A 21848-nucleotide genomic window follows, 5' to 3' on the forward strand; every position below is an offset into this window, starting at 1 on the left:
AGTGTGTGAGCCTATCGGAAATTCCAATAGGCTCACACACTTTTATATTTTTTATTAACGTAACAAACGCAATCCATTTAAAATAACTAAAATTGTCGATCCTTCATGGAAGACAACTCCTACCGGCAAATCTAAATAACCTAAAAGATTTAAAATCATCAATATGATGATCACACTGACAGAGAAGAAAATATTTTGTTTAATAATTCGGTTCAATCGTTTGCTCAGGTGATAACTATAAAGCAATTTACCTAAATCATTTTTTACAATCACCACATCAGCTGACTCTATAGCCACCGATGATCCACTACCCATAGCAATGCCGATATCCGCATTCGCTAATGCGGGTGCATCATTGATTCCATCTCCAACCATGCCTACCACCTTTTTATTTCGCTGACTTTTTAGGATATGTTTAATCTTATCTTCTGGAAGACAATTGGCTACATAATCATTTACTTTGACTTCCTTAGCAACTTTCGAAGCAACCATTTCATTGTCTCCAGTCAAAAGTACAACTTGAATACCCTCTTTTTGAAAACCAGCTACTGCTTCGATTGCTTCATACCGAATTTCATCAGAAAGAGAAATGTACCCAACAATTTCATTACTTTTCGCCACAAAAATCGTTGTATTTTCTTCAACTACTTTATCAAGATAATAATTTTTATCAGGATACCCAATAAACGTACTTGGTTTCCCTATTTCAATTGCTCCTTTTCTAACACCTTGTCCAGCTATTTCCTCCACAGGTTCTGAAGTATCAATGCCTTTAAAGTTTCTGTTTTCAAAAGCTGCCACAATAGCATTAGCTATTGGATGGTTAGATTGTTGTTCCATATAAACCACTTCATTCAAAATATCTTCTGGAACTTCATAATTTAATACTCTGAAATCACCAAATGTCAGTGTCCCTGTTTTATCGCTATATAAAATATCCATCGTATTCAAAGACTCCATTGCTGCTCCGCCTTTAACTAACACCCCATTTTTTGCTCCATTACTGATAGCACTTAGTGTTGCTGGTGTAGCAGAAGCGACCAAAGCACATGGACTAGCAACGGTCAATAAAACCATACCTCTATAAAAAGCTTCCTCAAAGCTATACCCGTTAAAATAATAAAGACTCGCAATGAACAATGGAACCATAATTAAAACAACTAGTACGTATTTCGTTTCAAAACGATCAATAATTTTCGAAATTTTCGAAGGGCTTTTCTGTGCTTCTTCTACCATTCGTATAATATTTGAGAAGACGGTTTGGTCACTCGTTTTATTCACTTCAAGATGAAAGGCATTTCCTTCATTGAAAGTCCCAGAAAATACTTCGGCTCCCTTTTCTTTTTCAACAGGCATTGATTCCCCAGTAAGGCTGGATTCATTGATTTGTGTTTTTCGGTCGGAATACCCATCAATAGGTATCTGTGCTCCTTTTGAAACGACTACAACGTCACCAACTTTTAACAATTCAGTAGGTACTTCACTCACTTCATCATTATCTTTTAGCAGTTGCGCTGTAGAAGGCACATGAGATAGCAACTCAGAAATAGCACTTTTTGATTTATTGGTTGCATAGGATTCTAGAGCTTCTGAACCAGCAAAAATGAACAGTAATACAGCTCCTTCTGATTCATAATGAATCAAACATGCACCTAATGCTGCTAAAACCATTAGCAAATCAACATTGGGAGCTTTAGAATGGATTGTTTCTGTCACCGCTTTTTTAGCTGAAAAGAATCCTAAAAAGAAAATTGCCACATAAAAAGAAAGTGAACTATAAAAACCTCCCATCGTATTTAAAATAAATCCAATAATTGTAAAAAATACTCCAATGACTAAAAACTGTCCTGAACGCGTATTGCTTAAAAACTTCAACATTTCCCTCTTCCTTTCTATAATTATTTTTAAGTTAGTGGTTAGATTTCCCCTCCTTAATAAAAAGTAAAAATAAAAAAGGCACACCTATAGGACAGTAGTACTGTCCCACAGGTGTGCCTTTTTGGCACTACTCTGCTATCACACATGTGTGATCCGGCCGCATGAACCTCTAAGAGTTCACCGCCTGTTCAGATTTAATTGGCTCTCATTCTTAAATTAGCTATAAGAAAGAAGAGCAAGTTAAATTAGATTTATATACACTTATAATACCATTTACTAATTGAAGTATCAAATGTTAATTTGCTTTTGAGCACCATCTAAATGCAGTCTTTGCTTGATAAATCAACCATATATTCCATCAATTTTTGGCTATTATTTATAGAAAAAGAGAAAAAAATTATTAGCCCTTTTTGTTGCAGCTAATTCAGTCTAGCCATCCAACTCAATTGAATTAGAAATATAATACTGCCAGTCTCTTTTACTCGCATAATTTTTAATTTCCTTTGCTATCCCATTATCTGTAGTGTATTCAAGCAAATAGATCTCTTTTCCAGCTTCATCAAGAGTATCCAAATAATTTAAGTAATAGTCTTGATTCTCTTTGGACTGAGCAATTAGTTCATTCTTTTCAAAATCAATAGCGGAAAAGACTGTTTCTTGGTTTACACCCGTCAAGATATCATCTACCTGTTGATTTTTTTGAAAATACGCACTGACAAATTCATTTCCTCCATTAATAAGGACCGGTTTGCCATAGCTCATGAGTGTCTTTAAAATCTGTTCCACTCCAACATACGTTTCTTCTGTTGGAAATTGCCAGTATACATCTACATTGTCAATCCAAAAGCCATCGATTCCTTTATCAAGAAGTTCATTAGCTAAAGTGACTGCACTAAATTCCTGCCAGTCTTCATTGGTTACATCAACCCAATATTCTTCTTCCCAATTTTCGTAAGGCCTCAAAGTAAGATGCTGAAAGTCTTCAAAGTAAGGTCTGTAAGTCTCTAATGATCCTACATTTAAATAACTATAGACTTCTTGACCTCGATCTTGCATCTCCGCAATTTCTGATTTGGAGAGATTTTGTGCATCAATAATGGCCGTCTCGTAACCTTCACTAGCTTCGATTGCTTCACTTCCATCTAAACTCAAAAACACACCATAATCACCTGTATTTTCGTTTATATTGTTGCTTTTTTCTTCTGATTTTGCACAAGCGGTTACTCCTAAAATAGCCATTACTCCTATCAAAAAGCGTATTGCAGTAGTTTTCATATAATTGCCCCTTTATCTCATTTGCTATCTATTTAATCTAAACTAAAATCTAATTCTGGTCCTGTTGGAACGATACCGGTCGGATTAATATTTTTATGACTGCAATAATAGTGCTCTTTGATGTGTTTAAAGTTTATCGTTTCAGCTATTCCTGGCCAATTGTACAATTCTCTTGTGTAGCGCCATAAATTTTTGTAATCTGTAATGCGTTTAATATTGCATTTGAAATGACCATAATAGACACTATCAAAACGAATCAACGTCGTAAACAAGCGCCAATCTGCTTCAGTGATTTGGTCGCCTACCAAGTACCGGTTTTTACCTAACCGTTCTTCCAATTCATCAAGTGCGTCAAAAAGTTTGGCCACTTCTTCTTGATAGACCTCTTGCTTCGTCGCAAATCCTGCCTTGTATACCCCATTATTGACCGAATGATAGACTTTCTCATTAATCGCATCAATTTCAGAACGCAACTCTTCAGGATAATAATCGCCTTCTTTTGCACCTATTTCGTCAAAAGCAGAATTCAAGATGCGCATAATTTCAGCAGACTCATTGTTTACGATTTTATTTTGTTTTAAATCATATAAAACAGGTACAGTCACGCGTCCACTATACTCTGGTTCTACATGCGTATACAGTTCATAGAGAAACTTGGCATCGATCACAGGATCAGGAATCACACCTTCTTCTGGTTCAAATGTCCAACCGTTTTCGGCCATTAGAGGATTCACGACAGATACCGAAATCATTTCTTCTAATCCTTTTAATTTGCGCATAATCAATGCACGGTTTGCCCAAGGACACGCTAATGCAACGTATAAGTGATAGCGCCCTGGTTCAGCTTTAAACCCGCCTTCTCCGCTTGGACCAGCACTTCCATCTGCTGTAATCCAATTACGAAATTGCGATTCTTGCCGAATAAAACGCCCACCGTTGCCTTCTGTATCATACCATTGATCATGCCATTTGCCATCTACTAGTAATCCCATTATTATTCTCCTCTCAACTTGCACATCTCTATTTGATATTTCAACTAAACACTTCTTAAAAAAATTCATCGGTTCTTTATCTTATCGGTTAATTCGTAAAGCCATCTTTATAATCCAGGAATCGGTTCAACTAATAGAGGCTTCTTATTCAAGTCATAATAAACTACTTGTTTCGACACTAAGTCACTCGTCCAAAAAGAAACGCCAGCTTTTCCAGCTAACTCACAAAAAGTTTCAAAATCAAATTCTCCAGATTGGGCTCTTTTTACGGCTGTTTGTATAGCTTCGTACCCACTTTGTTCAGCAACTTTTTTCGGTCTCCCATTTAAGGTCAAGTCGATTGAACTTTCTTCGTCAAAATAGCGGTATAATCCCTCCGCAACTAAATAATCATAGCGTTTAATACCTAATTGTTTGAACTCTTGCATCAATTGAGCAAATCCATCCGTATTTTTTTCGGCATAAACAGCTTTTTCAATCTCTTGTTTGTCTAAACTCATCTTTAGTCTCTCCCCTTCATGAAAAGCATTTCAACTAAATAATCTTTATTTCCGACTGCTCACCTTCACTAGCAACTATTTCTTGATAGTTTGTGCCCCAATCCTTCATCGCATCTAAAATTGGTTTTAAACTATTGCCTAATTCCGTCAATGTATACTCCACACGTGGAGGGACTTCTGCAAAAATTTCACGGTCGACCAATCCATCTGCTTCCATAGACCGTAGATGAGTTGTTAAAACTTTTGCTGAAACTGTTCCGATTGCTTTTCTTAATTCGCCAAATCGTTTAGTACCATCTAGCAATTCTCTTAATATCATCACTTTCCAACGATCATTTATCAACAAAAGTGTTGTCTCTACTGGACAAGCTACTTCTTTATTACGCATTGAAATCCACTTCTTTCGCTTTAGTTACTTATTGGTTACTAGGTAACTTAAAAGTACTTACTTTACATAAGTTACTTAGAGTCCTATTATAATAGGAGAACATAAAAGAAACAAGTTAAATCATTTTACCCATAGAAAGGTTGATTAAATATGAAGTATTTGCTAACAGGAGCAACAGGAGAACTAGGTACTTATGCATTACATTATTTAAAAGAGCAAGTTGCGTTAACAGATATTGTAGCATTAGCAAGAACCGAAGCAAAAGCTGCTAAACTACGTGAACAAGGAGTTGAAGTTCGTATAGGTGACTTTGGTGACTACCCAAGTTTACTTGAGGCCTTCAAGGGCATTGATCGTTTACTCTTTATTTCCTCACAACCCGGTGCAACCGTTTCACGTGTCGAACAGCACACAAATGTTGTAAAGGCCGCTAAAGAGACTGGTATTTCATTTGTTGCCTATACAAGCTTTCCTAAAGGTCCTCAATCCCAAAGTCCTTTAGCACAAGATCATATTTTAACGGAACGTTTAATTTCTGAAGCTAACATTCCCCACACTTTTTTACGCAACAATTGGTATCTAGAAAATGAAAATGATACCTTACATGCTGCAGCAGCTGGCCATCCGTTCACCTACTCTGCTGGAGACGGTAAAATAGGTTGGGCGCTAAAACGTGAATATGCCGAAGCTGCTATCAATGTCTTGACTGAAAAAGTAGCAACACCCGAAGTGCTTGAGTTAACTGGTAAACCTATTACTTATGCAGCATTAGCAGATGCTCTTAAAATTGCTAGTGGCAAAGCATTCGAAGTCATTGAAATGACTGATACAGATTATCAAACTGCATTAATCAGCACTGGCGTCCCTGAAGCTGTTGTAGGATTTATCTTAATGATTCAAAATGATATTCGTAATGGCGAACTAGACGTTAGTTCAAACGATTTTGAAAAGACATTAGGCAAACCATTAACACCACTTGTTACTGCTTTAAGAGAATGGTTACAAAAATAACTATATAGAGTACAAAAATAAGAACAAGCCTTTAAGGTTTGCTCTTTTTTTTTTTATTTCTGCTAATTTTACTATTCTACTACTTAACGAATGATCTATACTCAGTAATGATCTTAATTCCTGAACTTGTTCCTAAACGCTCAGCACCCGCTTCCACCATTGCTTTAGCCGTCGCAAAATCGCGTATTCCACCTGCTGCTTTCACTTTAACCTCTGTTCCAACTATCTCTTTCATGAGTTTTACATCTTCAACAGTGGCGCCACCAGTGCCAAAACCCGTTGATGTTTTGACAAAAGTTGGCTTAACTCTTTTGGCAATTTCACAGACCACAACTTTTTCTGCATTAGTCAAATAACAATTTTCTAAAATTACTTTACTTAAAACATTTTGCGCTTGGCAGACAGCTACGATTTCTTTCATTTCCTGTTCAATATAAGCGATGTTTCCGTCTTTTAACTCGCTAATATTAATTACATAATCAATTTCATCGGCGCCATTTTTAATTGCATCCGTAACTTCAAATACTTTCGTAGCAATAGTAGTCTGACCAAGTGGAAAACCGATGGCGGCTCCAACATGAACGGGACTATCTTTTAACAATGCACTGCATAAAGCAACAGGAGCTGAATTAATTGCCACCATTTTAAAACCATATTCATTCGCTTCTTGACACAATTTTTCAAATCCTTCTTTTTTTGCATCTGCTTTTAACAAAGTGTGATCTATCCTGTTTGCTAGTTCTGTTATGCTCAATTTAAAGGTCATTATTCTTCCTCCTTTTAATGAATCCGATTTCATTTTACCATAATTAACATTCTCAATTGATAACTAGTAGTAATTTAATCATTAAACCAATGGTATAACTCCAAAATTGAACATAATGTTCAGTTTACGCCATTTTTGTGAGCCAAAAGAAGAACATGAGAACCTTAATGAACGAATACCAGCCTACTTCAGTCGTTTTTCCTATATAATCTAATTATCAGATACTATAGGAGGTTTTTTTATGTTAACAATGGCTTATATCGGTAATGGAAAAAGTACGAACCGCTATCATTTACCTTTCGCATTAAAAGCAGAGCACGTTAAAGTGAAAACAATTTATTCACGGCATGAGGATAGCGATTGGGATAAGATTCCTGGAGTCAACTACACAACTAATTTAGAGGATATTTGGAATGATCCAGAAATTCAGTTGGTGGCTATTTGCCTTCCAAATTCATTGCATTTCAAGTTTGCAAAATTATCACTAGAAAATGGGAAAAATACACTCGTTGAAAAACCTTTTACCGAAACAGCTCAAGAAGCAAGAGAACTCTTTGAGTTAGCAAAATCAAAAAATTTAATCGTGCAATGTTACCAAAATAGACGCTACGATTCAGATTTCCTAACTGCTCAAAAAGTTATTGAAAGTGGCGTTATTGGTGAATTATTAGAAGTTGAAATGCACTATGATTATTTCAGACCAGAAGTTCCAGAAAACAGTACAGAATTATCAGCCGCTGGTAGTTATTTATATGGACATGGATGTCATACAATCGATCAAGTTCTTTCTTATTTTGGAGAACCAGATTCCATTCATTATGATGTAAGACAGTTATTGGGCCCTAATCGAATGAATGATTATTTTGACTTAGACTTTTACTATTCAAAAATTAAGGTTTCTGTAAAATCGAGTTATTTCAGAATAAAACCACGACCAAGTTTTGTTCTGTATGGTAAAAAGGGCATGTTTATCAAGCACGAGAAAGATAGACAGGAAGAACATCTAAAATCATTTTATATGCCAACTAATTCTGATTTTGGTGTGGATACTCCAGATCATTATGGTACTGTGACCTATATAGATGCTGATGGACTCTATCACGAAGAAAAAGTCATTTCAGAAATTGGGGATTATAGTCATGTTTATGAAGGATTACATGAGTCTATTATAAATGGAAAAGATAAAACAGTGAAAGATGAAGAAACGATTCGTCAACTAGAAATACTTGAAGAAGGTATTCAAAGTATTAAATACTAACTTATCAATTAGTTTAAAAAATCGGCTCTATAATTTTTAGTGTTGATAGATTAGTTAAATTGATTATAGGATATTTCTGGAGGAATAAGGGTTGCTTGTAGCCATGTCTAAGGATTCAATGCGAATTACAAAGCGTTAGCGCTTCAGCGATTACGCTCTGTTTAAGGCTTGAAAGTCTGAATTCAAAAGGCTTCAGACGGTCACACGGCTTTCCACAAGTAAACCTGTCTATTCCAGAAGAAATTTTATTTTGTTGTATCAACACCCTTTGTTAAACAACCCAAAAAAACAAGGATCACTCAACTAAGAGAGAAGGTTTATAATGAAACTCGCAATTATAGGTTCTGGAATGATAGTAAATGATTTTTTAGCTATGGTCTGTGATATTACAGAGATTCACTTAGAGGCAATCGTAGGAACGGATAGAAGTATTGATAAAATGAAGATTTTAAAAAACAACTATGGCATTCGTCAAGTCTCAACTAATTATGAAGAGTGTTTAAAAAGTAAGAATATCGATACCGTTTATATTGCATTACCTAATCATTTGCATTTTTCATTTGCTAAACAAGCCATACTGAATAAAAAAAATGTTATTTGCGAAAAGCCTTTTACCTTAAATTCATCTGAAATGAAAGAACTAAGAGAACTAGCTTTAACGAACAATGTCTTGTTATTAGAAGCTATAACAAATCAATATTTAACCAATTATAAAAAAATAAAAGAAGCCATCAATACTATTGGAGCTATTAAAATTATTGAATGTAATTATTCTCAATATTCATCAAGGTATGATGCCTTCAAAAAAGGAGATATATTACCAGCTTTCAATCCTAAAATGGGTGGGGGAGCTTTAATGGATATTAATATTTACAACATTCATTTTGTAACAGGTATTTTTGGGGAACCAAAAAAAGTCAGTTACTTAGCAAATGTTGAAAAAGGAATTGACACTTCTGGCATCATGAGTCTTGATTATGGGGATAAAAAAGTAGTCTGTATAGGTGCTAAAGATTCTACAGCTCCGATACGAACCATTATTCAAGGCGATAAAGGAGCTATCATTATTGACGGACCTACCAGTACCATTGACCAGTTTACTGTAATAAATCATCAAAACAAGAGCGAAATAATTGATTTTAAAGTTCATCCGCATCGAATGTATGAGGAATTTACTGAATTTGAAAGAATCATAAGAGAATCTGACGTTGAGGCTATGACAAAACACTTGGACCATAGTGAAATGGTTATGTCCATTGTAGATAAAGGTTTAGAATCTGCTGGTATAGTATTAGGATAAATTTTCAAAGTAAAAAAACAGGTGCTTTTTCAATATAGGAATAGGTCATAGCTCTTCAGACAAAATTCCATTTTGAATTAGTGACTGTTTTTCTTTTAAATTTTCCAAATTACTTCTATATTCTTTTGCATATAAAATAGAATATAATGTGTCTAATACATATTGAAAGGCAATTTGTGATGCAAAAGTTCCTACTTTTACAAAATCATATTCTTCTTGGACTACCGCTATCGTTTTGGTAGCTACCTTAGTCAAAACAGATTCTATATTTCCTGTTATCAAAATGGTTGGGATCTTTTTGTTAGAAAAATGTTGTAAAATGCGATTATATTGAGGACTAGTTCCACTATAAGATAGAAATAGAGCGCAATCTTTCGGAGTAAGGTTAGAAGCATTCCATGCCTCATCTGCATATTCTTCAGAAATAATAGCGAATCTATTAATCTTTACTAATTTATTTTGAAAACTTCTAGCTCGAACTTGTGAATCACCACGAGAAAACAGAAAAATACGTTCAGACTTGAAAAGGATTTCTGCCACTGATTGTAGTAAATCTTCATCTAATTGATTTAACGTTTTTTTTATTGTATCAATCGTTAAATTTGCCATATTCTTAGCTATATCTATGGTTAAATCTTCTTGTTTAAAGGGAAAATTTACATCCACTTCACTAGGCAGATGCAGTTGGTTATAAACTACACTTGAAATAGCTACCTTAAAACTTCTAAATCCATCGTATCCCATTTTTTTACAGAGACGGATAATGGTTGAGTGAGAAGTATATGTTAATTTTGCTAGATCCTCAATATATATCGTAGGAATCTTAGTGATATTTTGGATGATATAGTCGGCAATTCTCATTTCCGTATTTGTAAAGCTCGTCTGATCTTTTAACTTACTCACTACTTGCACCAAATTTAACAACTCCTTTATAGAATAATTCTATATCATTTAGTTATCATTTACTATATAACCCTTAAGTGTGGAAAGAGTAACTTTTTGTAAACAAACTATGAGACTGAGAGATAGATCTCACCTTTCAAACTAAAAAGGCTGTAGATATACATTTTCCATGTATATCTACAGCCTTTTCAGTTTTCATTTCATTGTTATTACTGTAATTAAATAATTAGAATTAACCAATATGTTTACAGGAAAATTATTTCCGAAGCAGATCTCTTTAATTTTCTTACAATATTACTTTTCCAGTCATTTCCTCGTAATCTCTATTCATAATTTCCCACGATTTTTCAATATCTTCATCTAATCCAAATAAACCACTACGACCTATAATATAAATATCAGGATCAGCTGCATCAATTCGTTTAAAAGATTTTCGATTAGATGAGCCATCCATTTCAATAACATATTGATAGCCATTTGCTTCTCGTAATTCTCTCAAAGCAACAATTTTATCTAGCGTGCTGTCAATAAAACGTTGTCCAGCAAAACCGGGATCAACTGTCATAATCGTAATTTTATCGACTAATTCAATGTAAGGAAAAATTGTTTCAATAGGAGTTTCAGGATTTAATACTACTCCTGCTTTTAATCCCGCGTCTTGTATTTGATCAATCAATCGAAATGCCAAACCATCTAGTACTTCTGCATGCATGCAGATCCATTCACACTTCATATCCACCAATTGTTGAACCCAGAAACTTGGATCTGTAACCATAAGATGAACAGACATAGGCAAATCACTTATTTTGCGCACTTCTTCGATAAACCATGGTGACAATGTAATGTTAGGAACATAATGTCCATCCATAATATCAATATGATAAGAGTCTACATGATGATTTAAAAAAGTAATTTGTTCTTTAAATTTATCTAAATCCATTGTCATCAGTGATGGTGAAAATGCTACTTTTTTCATATTTTATCATTCCTCCATTTATTTACTATTTATTTTATAAAATTATCTAGGTACTTCTGAGTAAATATCTTAATTGCTCTCATATATGCATTAGAAGATTTGAATGTCATCTAAATTAATATCCGCTTCTTCAATCTCCGTTTGCTTACTCATTTCATCTTCTGTCACATTTTTCTTAATTAAAGCTAAAGTTACTCCTGTTACCAGAATATTTACTACCAGTGCCGCCACTCCTGCCCATGGTCTAGACATCGTTGGAATCATTAATACCCCACCAAATGGGACAGTTGCATCTGCTCCTAAAGCCATAGACACTGCTCCACCAGCTGCTCCACCGATAGCTGTTGCAATTACACCACGAACAATATCATTCATAACGATTGGAATTACACCTTCAACAATATTGATAACACCCATTGGAACTGCTGATTTCAACGTTTCAACTTCTACTGGTGTATAAATGTTTTTTCTAAACACTTTTGCTATGAAATAAGCCAATCCAAAACCGATTGGTGTCGCTGTATTTACTAATTGTAATGCTGTAATTGGACCATTTAGACCTTCTGCTTGCATTGTCAACACAAAGGCAAACACCGTTTTATTAATTGGCCCACCGTAGTCAACTCCACTCAGTAAACCGATCACTCCACCAAATACCAGCAATGAAGATGATCCCAAACTATCTAAAGCATTTGTTAATAACGAAGTAAAAGCAGCGATTGGTAACCCAATAACATAAACCATCATCAAGCCACCAACAACTGAAGTTAGAAATGGAATAATCAAAGTTGGCATCAATCCTTTAGCCCACTTAGGAACTTTAATGTATTTTAAAGTTCCTACTACAAGATAGCCGGCTAAATATCCTCCTAAAAGTCCACCGATAAACCCAGCGCCAATTGCGTTAGCCGTTAACCCAATAATAAAACCTGGTGCTATACCTGGTTTCCCTGAAATTGAGTAAGAAATTCCTGTAGCAATAACTACTGGTAGCAAACCTAAACCTGCTCCACCCATTGTTGCTAAAGCATCCCAAATTGAAAATTCACCCTGGATTAATTGAGCTTGGCTAGTTCCACCAAAAGCCATACCAATTGCAATTAAGAAACCTGCTCCACAAACAATTGGAATCAAATATGAAATCGCTGTCAACATATGGCCTTTAAGATTCAATTCTTTAATTTTTTTCATTTTCCTTCCTCCTATACAGCTTCTTGATTACTTTGTTCAACAATTTCTGCCGCTTTTTCAATTAATTTATTTGGTGACTTAATCGCGATTTCTGTTGGAACTTGAATCATTCTTTTCCCATCAAATCTCTCACGTCCAGAAATTTTCACATCCACTGCTAAAATAACTACATCTGCTTCAGCAATCTGTTCTGCAGTTAATTCATTTTCTATTCCTATTGTTCCTTGTGTTTCAATGACAATATCATAACCTGCTTTTTTTGCGGCATTTTCTAATTTTTCTTGTGCAATGTATGTGTGTGCGATTCCAACTGTACATGCTGCTACTCCTACTATTTTCATAATTCTTCATCTCCTTTTTTAGTTACTAAAAGCTGCTTTTACATCTTCAGCTTTTTTTGATTGTAGTATATTTGCAACTACTTCATCATTTCCTAATTTTCTGGCAAATAACGATAATAATTTCAAATGATTTTGTGCCCCATCATTGTCATTTCCAACAGCAAAAAGAATGATTCCTTTTACTCCTTTACCATCTAATGTTTCCCATGGAATTTCTTCTTCAATAATTCCAATCGCCACTCCTATTTTCTTCACAAAATCACTTTTCCCATGAGGAATAGCAATATAATTCCCAATCCCTGTTTGTCCTTCTGCTTCCCTAGCGTAAATATCTTTCATAAAACCATCCACATCCGTAATGTATTCATTTTTTAATAATAATTCAGTTAATTCTTTCAATGCTTCATCTTTAGTTCTAGCACGCATCTTGGTTTTGATTGTTTTTAAATCGACAATATTTTTTACTTCCATTCGTTATCTCTCTCCTCTCATTTTAAAAATTAGTTTTTCTGCAGAACAACTTCTGCCGCTTTTTCAATTAATTTATTTGGTGACTTGATTGCAATTTCTGTCGGAACTTGAATGATTCTTTTTCCGTCGAATCTTTCACGTCCAGAGATTTTTACATCTACTGCTAAAATAACCACATCTGCTTCTGCAATCTGTTCTGCAGTTAATTCATTTTCTATTCCAATTGTTCCTTGCGTTTCAATGGCGATTTCATATCCGGATTTTTTTGCGGCATTTTCTAATTTTTCTTGTGCAATATACGTATGTGCGATTCCAACTGTACATGCTGCTACTCCTACTATTTTCATACTATTCCTCCTAAAATCTTCTAATTTCTTTTTCAAAATCTCTTTGCTCATCAAACTTCAACAATCTATTTAAATAGTCTTCGTCTGCTAAGGTTCTAGTAAATAAGGCAATCTTTTTCTTTATTTGATCATTTTCTTTTTTCTTTAATATAATAACAATCAATAACTGGATATCTTCTGTCTTATGATCCCATTGTACTATTGGGTCTGATAACCGAATAAATAGGATTTGGCTCTTCTTTACTTGATTACTTTCTATATGAGGCAACATCACATGTTCAGCAATTAATGTGCTGCCTACTTTTTCTCTTTCATATAATTGTTCTATTATTTCCTTTTTTTGAGAAGGTGCATCTTGACAGACAGTTTCAGAGATAAAGGAATACACTTCTTCTTTTGTTTTCAACTCATAATCAAAATAAACTTGATAATATAAATTAGCGTCCATGTTGAATCTCCTCTGTCTTTTTCTGAAGTCTCTTCTGATCATCAATAGTAAACATCGCACTTACTAATAAGTAAGGAATGGGTATAGCATCCTCAATATGGACAGTACTCAAAATCAATTCAACATCTGCATATTTCTTTTTGAATAGTTGTATATTTCTTGATGCTACTACATCTACAATTTCTATTTCAGGAAATTTTTTTGCTACTTTTGCTCTTAAAAGTTCTGATGTTCCAATACCTGTGGTACACATGATAAGTGTTTTTATAGGTTGTTGATATTGGCTTGTCTCAATGATCTTTGCAAAATAAAGAGTGATAAAGCCGTTTTCATCATCATTTATTATTGGCAAGCTGAATTTTTCACTTACAAAGTTAGATACGTTAGTCACTTCCAAAAATATTTCTTCGTAAGTTACCTTAATTTGATTCAATAAGTTGTTTTTAACTCTAATTTTGTGTTCTAACCGATTAAGCATTGGTTTGATATGATTGGCTAAATCAATAAAAATAGACTGACTTTCGATATCAATACCTAATTTGATACTCATTTCTTCAATATAGACTTTAGTCACTTGGATAACTTTTGGTGAAAAAGTAGACGTTTTAGCGATTGATCCCTGCATCCTTGATGAAACCAGATATTGGTAAAGAAAATAAATCTCAATATCCGGTAAATTACTGTTTAAATATTTTTCAATATTGTTAACAGTAACTTTTGCAATCTGATACAAAATACTATCTCTCTTCATATTTTCCATTTCTTCATTAGTAATTTTATCCGTAAATAGTAAAGCTGGGATTTTTCTTGAGCGACTGAGCAGTATATATAAATGCGAAAAAATGTTTACATTATACGGATAGGGAATGGTTATTTCTAAATCTTTTTCAATGATCCTTAATTGATCTAATATAAACAAAACATCGTACTTATTGAAATTAAGTTCTTGATTACTTTTCAAATCGTCAATGTCAATAATATTAAATATTTCAATACTATCTTTAATGGCCTTTCTGATGTTAACTTCTTCCCCTAATATAGCTAATGTTCTGTTTTTTCGTTCTAAAACCAAGTTATACTTTTTAAGTTCTTCGCTCATGATTTGTTCATCATTGAAAATAACTGAGTCACCTACATAATAGTTGCTAAATAATTGATAGATATTTAAAGGTTTTGGCGAAGACAACAATAGTTCTTCCATGATGCGTTTACGTCTCTCGTTAGTAGAAAATTGATTTTCCTTGTATTTCTTGCTGCTTTTTTGATAGTTGATAAACTTTTCGTGATCTAGTTTATATCCTCTTCCTTTTTCAGATAGAATTAAAGGACCTTCCACATACTCCTCGTTAATTTTTTTAATCAAACGATAGACTGTTTTTTTAGAAACAGTTAATATTTCTGTCAAATCTTCTGAAGTAACGTAATCCTGATTTTTAGAAAGAAACAGTAACAGCTTTTGTTCACGACTATTGGTTGAACTCAAAGCCACCCCTCCTTGTTGTATTTATAGTAACCCAGTTTAAAGAAAACGCTTCCCTGACAAATGACCGTTGCAATGGTCATTTTATTAATGCGCCTAAAAGGTCTAATTTAGTAAAAATAACTCGTCTTAAAGAAAAATCATTTGCCACTTCTTTTGATTTCATCTAATTGATGGTATTTTTAATATCAAAATCAAAAGACGACGGCTTTAACACCGTCAGAAGATCGGGTTAAAGCCGTCATATAATTAGTTTACTTAATTTTTAAAGATTGTTTGTGAAATGCAGTTAAAATAGACAATCTTTTTCATAATTCGTGAAAAATAGGCGACATTTTATCAAAAGTACAAAACTGAATATAGCCGATATCTTTTAATATTTTTTTAGCTTCTTTAATGTTATAACCTAGATGTTCTGGTTTATGACTATCACTTCCAATTGTAATAATTTTACCGCCAAGTTCGTGATACAGTTTTAGGATTTCTATGGAAGGTGTCAGTCCGTTGATTTCATAACGACTAGAGGATGTATTTACTTCTATGCCTTTATTGTTTGCTATGACTAATTTTAATATTTCTTTTATTTTATCTTTATTGTACTCAAACCTATCGACTTCTTTATCTAGATAACGTCTCACTAAGTCCATATGCGCCAACACACTATAATTTTTATAAGTAGTGACCAACTGATACATTTCATCGTAGTATCTATCATAACTTTCTTTATGAGTGTGTCCTTTTTGAAATTCCCCTGTCCAAAATTCTTTGTTTTCAATTTGATGTACCGATAATAAAATGAAATCAAAATCTTGGGACTGGTAAAGTTTTTCAAATTGAGGGATCGTATGGACCTGCATACCAAACTCCAATCCTTTTTTTATGTTTATCTCTTTTTCATATTTCTTAGCAAGTTTATCTAGCTCTGCAAAATATAAATCATAATGAACATTTTTAACCTCTTTATTCTTACCTACTTGAAATTCTTCCCTTGGTTTCCAATCGAGTTTAACCCCATAATCAACATGATCTGTAAAACAAATCTCTTTTAATCCCAATTGAATAGCATCTTTTACAACATCCTCCATTAAATACCAAGAGTCGTCACTGTAATCACTATGCACATGATAGTCTGCATAAACCATCTAAAAACCTCCTTTAAATTCTCACTATTTTGTTTATTTCCTCTTTTTTCTATGTGATAGTTTTTCATCACTTTTCGTATTTTGTTTACTTAATAACCTAAAAATTCTAGCAGCCTTTCCAATTATAATCGTATCATTCGGAAGATATTTTGTCACTTTAACACTTGTTTTGTAATAGTTTATTCCCCTGACTTATCACAAGATTACTAGCTGTAATTCCAGTATTTATTGTGACCATTATGACTGGAGAAAATGGAACTACCGATCTTTTAATATTCAGTCAGGTTATTTTAAGTATGCAACTCCTCTTTGTACTCGTTCCACTGGTTTTATTCACCAGTGATAAACATAAAATGGGAAGTTTCGTAAACTCAACTTGGGTCAAAATAGTGTCTTGGACAGCTACCGTTATCATTATTTGTTTAAACGTTTATTTAGTAGTCTATACATTGATTGGCCATTGACCATTTTCTGATTCCTTTAATAATTAAATAGAATTACTCAATCATTTAAACGATCTCAGCGACTAAAAAGACGACAGCTAATTAAACTAGCTGTCGTCTTTTTAGTCTTCTAACACCTTTAATGTGTAGGCTATTGTTGATAATAATTTTATTCTTCGAGGTTTAGCCAATATTGACTACCATCGCTGGTTCTTTTGAAAAAACTAAATGTAATCAAATACCTTCTCTGCTCAACATACTCTCCTGTTGGATACACTTTAAGTAACTCCGCATTTATTTCTTTTTCCGTATATATTTTCCCTTGTTCGAATCTTGTAATAAATTCCGCTAATAAAATATATTTCTTTTTTTCTTTCGCTGGCACTTTAGTCACTTTATTATTTTCCATAAAGTTCGTGACTACATTTTCTTTTTCCTGTTCTGTGTAGTGATACCTCATAAGTCATTTCTCCTTCTTAATAGTTCTTTTTGATTTAAAAATGAATGAATCCCACACTACTGGTGTATAGCTAATTTTATTACTAAAAAGAAAGACCTACTCAGCTATTACTCATAAGAAGAATAACATTAAAAATAGATGAGAGTCAATATTCTAAACCATTTTGTTCAAACTCTTACAGTAACGTTTCACCCAAAAATCTCTTTTGCGAATGTCTCATTTGTGAGATACTGATAAGCGCGACTGAAAACGGAGGGAACAAGATGATTTATATAAAAGAAGCTATTTTACACATTTTTGATTTGAACAGCAACGAACCTATTTTCTCTTTTGCTGGACTAGATCTTACGGAGAAATTCACTTTTGATTATCTTCACGCTATGATTGAAAAAGTAGAAGACTCAGATAATATGAAAACTGGGATATTAGCAGAAAATAACCCTTTGATTCAACCTTTTTCTACTATTCAAGAAGATTTTATTGAAACAACAAAAACATTGACCGAAAAATTCTTTTCCATTACAAAGCTCAACCCTGAGATACCACCAGCTGACTTACTCTTTGTTTATTTCACTTTGGACGAAGTTCCTCAGTTAGGCCTTTTCAAATTAAATTATTCTGACAGCATCACTCACTATGTCTCATATGAAGAAGACACGTTGACGAATCAGTTGATCATCAATCGTTCCATCTTACCGAGTGCACGCCAGGCGATTCATGAAGGAATGGTGTTGAATTTGAACACCATGGAATACCATGTGATTGAGAAAAAGCACCTAATTGATGAATTAGCAGAGAAAATCTATTATTTTACCGAACTGTTTTTAGAAGACAAACCTCAGCCGAGTCTCAAAGAGAATATCTCGATTATCAAAAAGGCTGTTCAAAAAACAAGCAAAGCATTTGATGACGAAGAATTTCAAGTACTAGCTGATACGAAAGATGCACTTGTTCACAGTATGACGGAAGAAAACGTTATTGATAACCAAATAATCGCTGAGACTCTTTATGGAGATAACCACGCAAAAAAAGAAAAGTTTTTTGAAGAAATCAAAGAATTAGGCTACGTGGATCGCGCTCCTGCTGAAGTTGCCGTTGCCGGACCAAAATATTCCAAACAAAAATTTCGTTTAGATAATGGAATTGAGATCAGCATTCCTATTGAACTTTACAGAGACCCAGATGTTGTAGAGTTTATCAATAATCCAGATGGAACCACTTCTGTTATGATTAAAAACATTGAAAAAATCAAAAACTTATTTTAATTACAAAAAAGAGAGTTCTCGTTTAGAGAACTCTCTTTTTTGGCGGAGAATAAATCTATTTGTTAGCTTGACGTTTTGTATTTTTTGAATGCAATCTTTTCACCAAAAATGAAGTAAGCAAACTAGTTACCACAACTCCTGTTAAGAGCTGCGCTGTAGCGCTTGTCACATAGGGTGCTAACTCTGGATGAGTCTGAGACAATAACATTGGAGCAGACACCGAAACGCCCGCAATAGAGATCATGGAAAGTCCGGCAATACCATCTTGCTTCAATAATTTTTTATCTGTGAAGTAAATTGGAGAGGTAAAGATATAATAAATAACGACGAGTACAAGACCTAATAATCCTGATTTAGTTGCTTCCACTAAATCAATCCCTTGTCCAATATTCCATCCCATAAATGGAATCAACATTGGTACTCCTGGAGCAAATAGAGTCGTAAATTTTTTATCGATATTTCCAAGTAACATCCCAATTGCAATCGGAATCAGCGTAGAATAAACCGGTGACCAATCCATACTACCGCTCGATGAAGTCAAGCTATACACAATGATTGGTACTACTGGGATACTGAACAACCCAGTCAGGCCAAATGCTGCAGGGTCCTCTTCTTTCCCAAACTCATTTACCAGCGACAAATAAAGAGCTGGATTAATACTACTTAAAGCAACTACTAAAGCTACACTACTGATACCCAAGATACCTTTTTGGCCAAATAGCGCAATCACACCTAGACCTAATAGAATAGATAGGATGAATTTAACAACTAATAAAATCCCTTGACGCTTCAATATTTTGACTAGCCGTTTAACATCGATCCCTGTTCCAGAACACAAGCAAATGGCCCCTAAGATGAAGTTTAACCCATCTCCTGAAAATGCCGCTTCTGTCAAACCGCCTATGCGCACAAAATTTGGTGCAATCGTATAGACCAAGGCACTCAACAACATCGGAACTAGAAAAGTTCCTGCCGGTACTTTATTTATTTTATCTAACATACTGATCTCCCTATCTTTATCCTCAAATTATAACAACGTTCTCTATACTAGCATGTTTACATGAAGCCAACAAACAAAAACTCCTTTTCAAAGAGGATTTTTCATTTCCTTCTCTACTAAATATTTATAAGGAGAGACATCCGTTTACCTCAAAGAGAATTATTTGTTGTTTTTAAAAGTTTCTTAGACCAGACTTGCTAATGTATAATGATATAAAGAAACAGTTTGTTAAATAGATTTATTCAGAACACTGTACTGAAATTTCCAACATAAGGAGGGTCGTCAATATGAAAATGAATCAAGAAGAGACCATCAATGCTCTCTACAATCTAATCCTAAATCCTGGAACTCGTGATTGGGAACGATCAGCATTGTCGACGACCAAAAACGCCCTAGAGAACGGTGTGAATTTTGACGATCAGCTTTCAAAGCTTGAAGCTGAATTACGTCCACTTGCCTTAAGAAATAATTTAACAGCCGATGTGACTGATTTTTATAACAGCCTTATTGGCAATACTGATGCCAACGGACAATTTGATTTTACGAAACACTCCCTTGATGATTTGAATTATCAAGATTCTGCGGTATTTGCTGGCGGATGCTTCTGGTGTATGGTAGAGCCCTTCGAGACCCGCGATGGAATCATTTCTGTTTTATCTGGGTACACCGGTGGGAATATGGACCATCCCACTTACGACCAAGTGAGTGGCCAGTATACAGGTCATGTAGAAGCGGTAGAGATTATTTTTGATACGAGAATCATTCAATACGCTGACCTGGTGGAGCTTTATTGGCAGCTGACAGATCCTACAGATGCGTTTGGTCAATTTCAAGATCGAGGCAGACAATATCGTCCGATTATTTTTGTTAAGAATGAGGACCAACGTCAGATTGCTGAAAAATCCAGACAGCGATTAGTAGAATCTGGTAAGTACAAACGTCCAATCGTTACATCCATTGAGCCTGCAAGCGTATTTTGGCCGGCTGAAAACTATCACCAACAATTTTATAAAAAGAATCCTAAGCGATACAACAGAATCGAGCGCTCTCGCCAACAATTTTTGACTTTCCAACGTCTACAAAGTAAAATTTGGACTAAAATCAGTCGTTTTAAAAGAAAAAGTTAATTCATTGACCTAGAAAAGACTTGTTCAAAAATGAAAATTGAAAATAAAGTGATGGCTGAGACTTTTTATAGAGATAATCACGCAAAAAAAGAAACGTTTTTTGAAGAAATCAAAAAATTGAAAAAACTAAATAATTTATTCAATAAATCATCTTTTGTATGAGCCTTTCAATGCTTAGTACAAAGGAGGATCTTTTGTTTATGGCACCGATTATTTAGCCAGCATCAGTTGAGTCATTTGGATCTACTTCTTCTAAATTCTCATACAACTGTGGATAATCATGACACTTCATATTTCTAGGTGTACATATTTCTTTTCCGAATGAGATCATGGATTGGTGTGCTCTTCCCCAATATTTTGCTGGGATAATTTCTGTCACGCGTTCTTCAATTTGCTTAGGCGTGGCATTTTCTTCTACTATTTTGTGATGCTTACAGATTCGCTCGACATGTGTGTCCACTGCAAAGGCATCTTGGTTAAAAGCGACATTCAATAGTATATTAGCTGATTTAGGTCCAATTCCAGCTAATGATTGCAGTTCCTTGCGTGTATTTGGAACTTCCCCATCAAATATTTCAAGTAATTGACAGCTGCTTTTATAAATATACTTTGCTTTATTCCGGTAGAGTCCGACTGTTTTTATGTATGATTCAATTTCTTCAGGTGAAGACTCGATAACAGCTTGAGGATTTGGATAGCGCTCGAATAACTGGTCTTTCACTTTAGCGACTGACACATCGGTTGCCTGAGCACTTAATATAACGACCATCAACAATTGAAATGGATTTTGATAACGCATCATTGGGACAGCATCAGGATAAAGTTTCATAATTTCATAGATAACGTGTTGAGCGGCTTCTTTTGTCAGCATGGGCTTCCCTTCTTT

The 21848-nt window shown here is 34.3% G+C and carries 24 protein-coding genes and 1 riboswitch; of the genes, 6 read left to right on the forward strand and 18 right to left on the reverse strand.

Annotation, left to right across the window (positions count from 1 at the left end; all coding sequences use genetic code 11):
• Window positions 1–54: 54 nt before the first annotated feature.
• The 5 genes from CAR_RS11460 to CAR_RS11480 all read right to left on the reverse strand — a co-directional run bounded on the left by CAR_RS11460 (window position 55) and on the right by CAR_RS11480 (window position 5033).
• Window positions 55–1878, reverse strand: a complete 1824-nt coding sequence (locus tag CAR_RS11460) for a heavy metal translocating P-type ATPase (protein ID WP_013711900.1) — start codon at window positions 1876–1878, stop codon at window positions 55–57.
• A gap of 98 nt (window positions 1879–1976) precedes the next feature.
• Window positions 1977–2080: riboswitch (NiCo riboswitch) on the reverse strand.
• A gap of 227 nt (window positions 2081–2307) precedes the next feature.
• The gene (locus CAR_RS11465; protein WP_013711901.1) at window positions 2308–3153 is read right to left on the reverse strand and encodes an endo alpha-1,4 polygalactosaminidase; all 846 of its coding nucleotides are present in this window, start codon (window positions 3151–3153) and stop codon (window positions 2308–2310) included.
• A gap of 32 nt (window positions 3154–3185) precedes the next feature.
• Window positions 3186–4145: a glutathione S-transferase family protein gene (locus CAR_RS11470; protein WP_007722097.1), complete on the reverse strand. Its 960-nt coding sequence runs from the start codon at window positions 4143–4145 to the stop codon at window positions 3186–3188.
• A 107-nt stretch (window positions 4146–4252) separates the two neighbouring features.
• Window positions 4253–4645 carry a DUF1398 family protein gene (locus CAR_RS11475; protein WP_007722100.1) on the reverse strand — a complete coding sequence of 131 codons (393 nt, stop codon included), beginning with the start codon at window positions 4643–4645 and terminating at the stop codon, window positions 4253–4255.
• A 34-nt stretch (window positions 4646–4679) separates the two neighbouring features.
• Entirely contained in the window at window positions 4680–5033 is a 354-nt protein-coding gene (locus CAR_RS11480) for a winged helix-turn-helix transcriptional regulator (protein WP_013711902.1), read from the reverse strand.
• A 150-nt stretch (window positions 5034–5183) separates the two neighbouring features.
• Between CAR_RS11480 and CAR_RS11485 the strand changes: the two genes are divergently transcribed.
• Entirely contained in the window at window positions 5184–6044 is an 861-nt protein-coding gene (locus CAR_RS11485; protein WP_013711903.1) for an SDR family oxidoreductase, read from the forward strand.
• A gap of 79 nt (window positions 6045–6123) precedes the next feature.
• On the opposite strand, the gene deoC is transcribed toward CAR_RS11485, so the two are convergent.
• Window positions 6124–6810 carry a deoxyribose-phosphate aldolase gene (deoC, locus tag CAR_RS11490; RefSeq protein ID WP_007722103.1) on the reverse strand — a complete coding sequence of 229 codons (687 nt, stop codon included), beginning with the start codon at window positions 6808–6810 and terminating at the stop codon, window positions 6124–6126.
• A gap of 241 nt (window positions 6811–7051) precedes the next feature.
• Here deoC and CAR_RS11495 point away from each other — a divergent pair, with 241 nt between their 5' ends.
• Window positions 7052–8068, forward strand: a complete 1017-nt coding sequence (locus CAR_RS11495; protein WP_013711905.1) for a Gfo/Idh/MocA family oxidoreductase — start codon at window positions 7052–7054, stop codon at window positions 8066–8068.
• Window positions 8069–8390: 322 nt separating this feature from the next.
• Window positions 8391–9368 carry a Gfo/Idh/MocA family protein gene (locus tag CAR_RS11500; RefSeq protein WP_013711906.1) on the forward strand — a complete coding sequence of 326 codons (978 nt, stop codon included), beginning with the start codon at window positions 8391–8393 and terminating at the stop codon, window positions 9366–9368.
• A 45-nt stretch (window positions 9369–9413) separates the two neighbouring features.
• Here CAR_RS11500 and CAR_RS11505 read toward each other — a convergent pair whose 3' ends face one another.
• From CAR_RS11505 to CAR_RS11545, 9 genes are all read right to left on the reverse strand, one after another.
• Window positions 9414–10280 carry a MurR/RpiR family transcriptional regulator gene (locus tag CAR_RS11505; protein WP_013711907.1) on the reverse strand — a complete coding sequence of 289 codons (867 nt, stop codon included), beginning with the start codon at window positions 10278–10280 and terminating at the stop codon, window positions 9414–9416.
• A gap of 277 nt (window positions 10281–10557) precedes the next feature.
• Complete coding sequence (gene alsE, locus CAR_RS11510; protein WP_013711908.1) at window positions 10558–11247, reverse strand: D-allulose 6-phosphate 3-epimerase; 690 nt, start codon at window positions 11245–11247, stop codon at window positions 10558–10560.
• 90 nt (window positions 11248–11337) lie between these two features.
• Window positions 11338–12438: a PTS fructose transporter subunit IIC gene (locus CAR_RS11515; RefSeq protein ID WP_013711909.1), complete on the reverse strand. Its 1101-nt coding sequence runs from the start codon at window positions 12436–12438 to the stop codon at window positions 11338–11340.
• Between the two features lie 11 nt (window positions 12439–12449).
• Window positions 12450–12779 (reverse strand): PTS fructose transporter subunit IIB, encoded by a 330-nt coding sequence (locus CAR_RS11520; protein WP_013711910.1) that lies wholly within the window; start codon window positions 12777–12779, stop codon window positions 12450–12452.
• 18 nt (window positions 12780–12797) lie between these two features.
• Complete coding sequence (locus CAR_RS11525; protein ID WP_013711911.1) at window positions 12798–13250, reverse strand: fructose PTS transporter subunit IIA; 453 nt, start codon at window positions 13248–13250, stop codon at window positions 12798–12800.
• A gap of 29 nt (window positions 13251–13279) precedes the next feature.
• Window positions 13280–13597 carry a PTS fructose transporter subunit IIB gene (locus tag CAR_RS11530; RefSeq protein WP_013711912.1) on the reverse strand — a complete coding sequence of 106 codons (318 nt, stop codon included), beginning with the start codon at window positions 13595–13597 and terminating at the stop codon, window positions 13280–13282.
• A gap of 10 nt (window positions 13598–13607) precedes the next feature.
• On the reverse strand, window positions 13608–14045 hold the full coding sequence (locus tag CAR_RS11535) for a PTS sugar transporter subunit IIA (protein WP_013711913.1): 438 nt from the start codon (window positions 14043–14045) through the stop codon (window positions 13608–13610).
• Window positions 14035–15528, reverse strand: coding sequence for a BglG family transcription antiterminator (locus CAR_RS11540; protein WP_041556675.1), 1494 nt, complete (start codon window positions 15526–15528; stop codon window positions 14035–14037). Before CAR_RS11540 ends, CAR_RS11535 begins: the two co-directional genes overlap by 11 nt.
• Window positions 15529–15833: 305 nt before the next feature.
• A complete protein-coding gene (locus CAR_RS11545; protein WP_013711915.1) occupies window positions 15834–16667 on the reverse strand; it encodes a histidinol-phosphatase HisJ family protein in 834 nt (277 codons plus the stop codon).
• A gap of 194 nt (window positions 16668–16861) precedes the next feature.
• Between CAR_RS11545 and CAR_RS13055 the strand changes: the two genes are divergently transcribed.
• Window positions 16862–17131, forward strand: coding sequence for a divalent metal cation transporter (locus CAR_RS13055; protein WP_274413435.1), 270 nt, complete (start codon window positions 16862–16864; stop codon window positions 17129–17131).
• Window positions 17132–17279: 148 nt separating this feature from the next.
• On the opposite strand, the gene CAR_RS11550 is transcribed toward CAR_RS13055, so the two are convergent.
• Entirely contained in the window at window positions 17280–17570 is a 291-nt protein-coding gene (locus CAR_RS11550; RefSeq protein WP_013711916.1) for a DUF2087 domain-containing protein, read from the reverse strand.
• A gap of 263 nt (window positions 17571–17833) precedes the next feature.
• On the opposite strand from CAR_RS11550, the gene CAR_RS11555 reads away from it, so the two are divergent.
• Window positions 17834–18835, forward strand: coding sequence for a nucleoid-associated protein (locus tag CAR_RS11555; protein ID WP_013711917.1), 1002 nt, complete (start codon window positions 17834–17836; stop codon window positions 18833–18835).
• Between the two features lie 55 nt (window positions 18836–18890).
• Here the strand turns inward: CAR_RS11555 and CAR_RS11560 are convergent, their stop codons facing one another.
• Complete coding sequence (locus CAR_RS11560) at window positions 18891–19835, reverse strand: 2-keto-3-deoxygluconate permease (RefSeq protein WP_013711918.1); 945 nt, start codon at window positions 19833–19835, stop codon at window positions 18891–18893.
• Window positions 19836–20128: 293 nt separating this feature from the next.
• On the opposite strand from CAR_RS11560, the gene msrA reads away from it, so the two are divergent.
• Window positions 20129–20962, forward strand: a complete 834-nt coding sequence (msrA, locus tag CAR_RS11565; protein WP_193352105.1) for a peptide-methionine (S)-S-oxide reductase MsrA — start codon at window positions 20129–20131, stop codon at window positions 20960–20962.
• A 214-nt stretch (window positions 20963–21176) separates the two neighbouring features.
• Here the strand turns inward: msrA and nth are convergent, their stop codons facing one another.
• Entirely contained in the window at window positions 21177–21833 is a 657-nt protein-coding gene (gene nth / locus CAR_RS11570) for an endonuclease III (protein ID WP_013711921.1), read from the reverse strand.
• Window positions 21834–21848: the final 15 nt, after the last annotated feature.

This window comes from Carnobacterium sp. 17-4 (assembly GCF_000195575.1).
Taxonomy (GTDB): domain Bacteria; phylum Bacillota; class Bacilli; order Lactobacillales; family Carnobacteriaceae; genus Carnobacterium_B.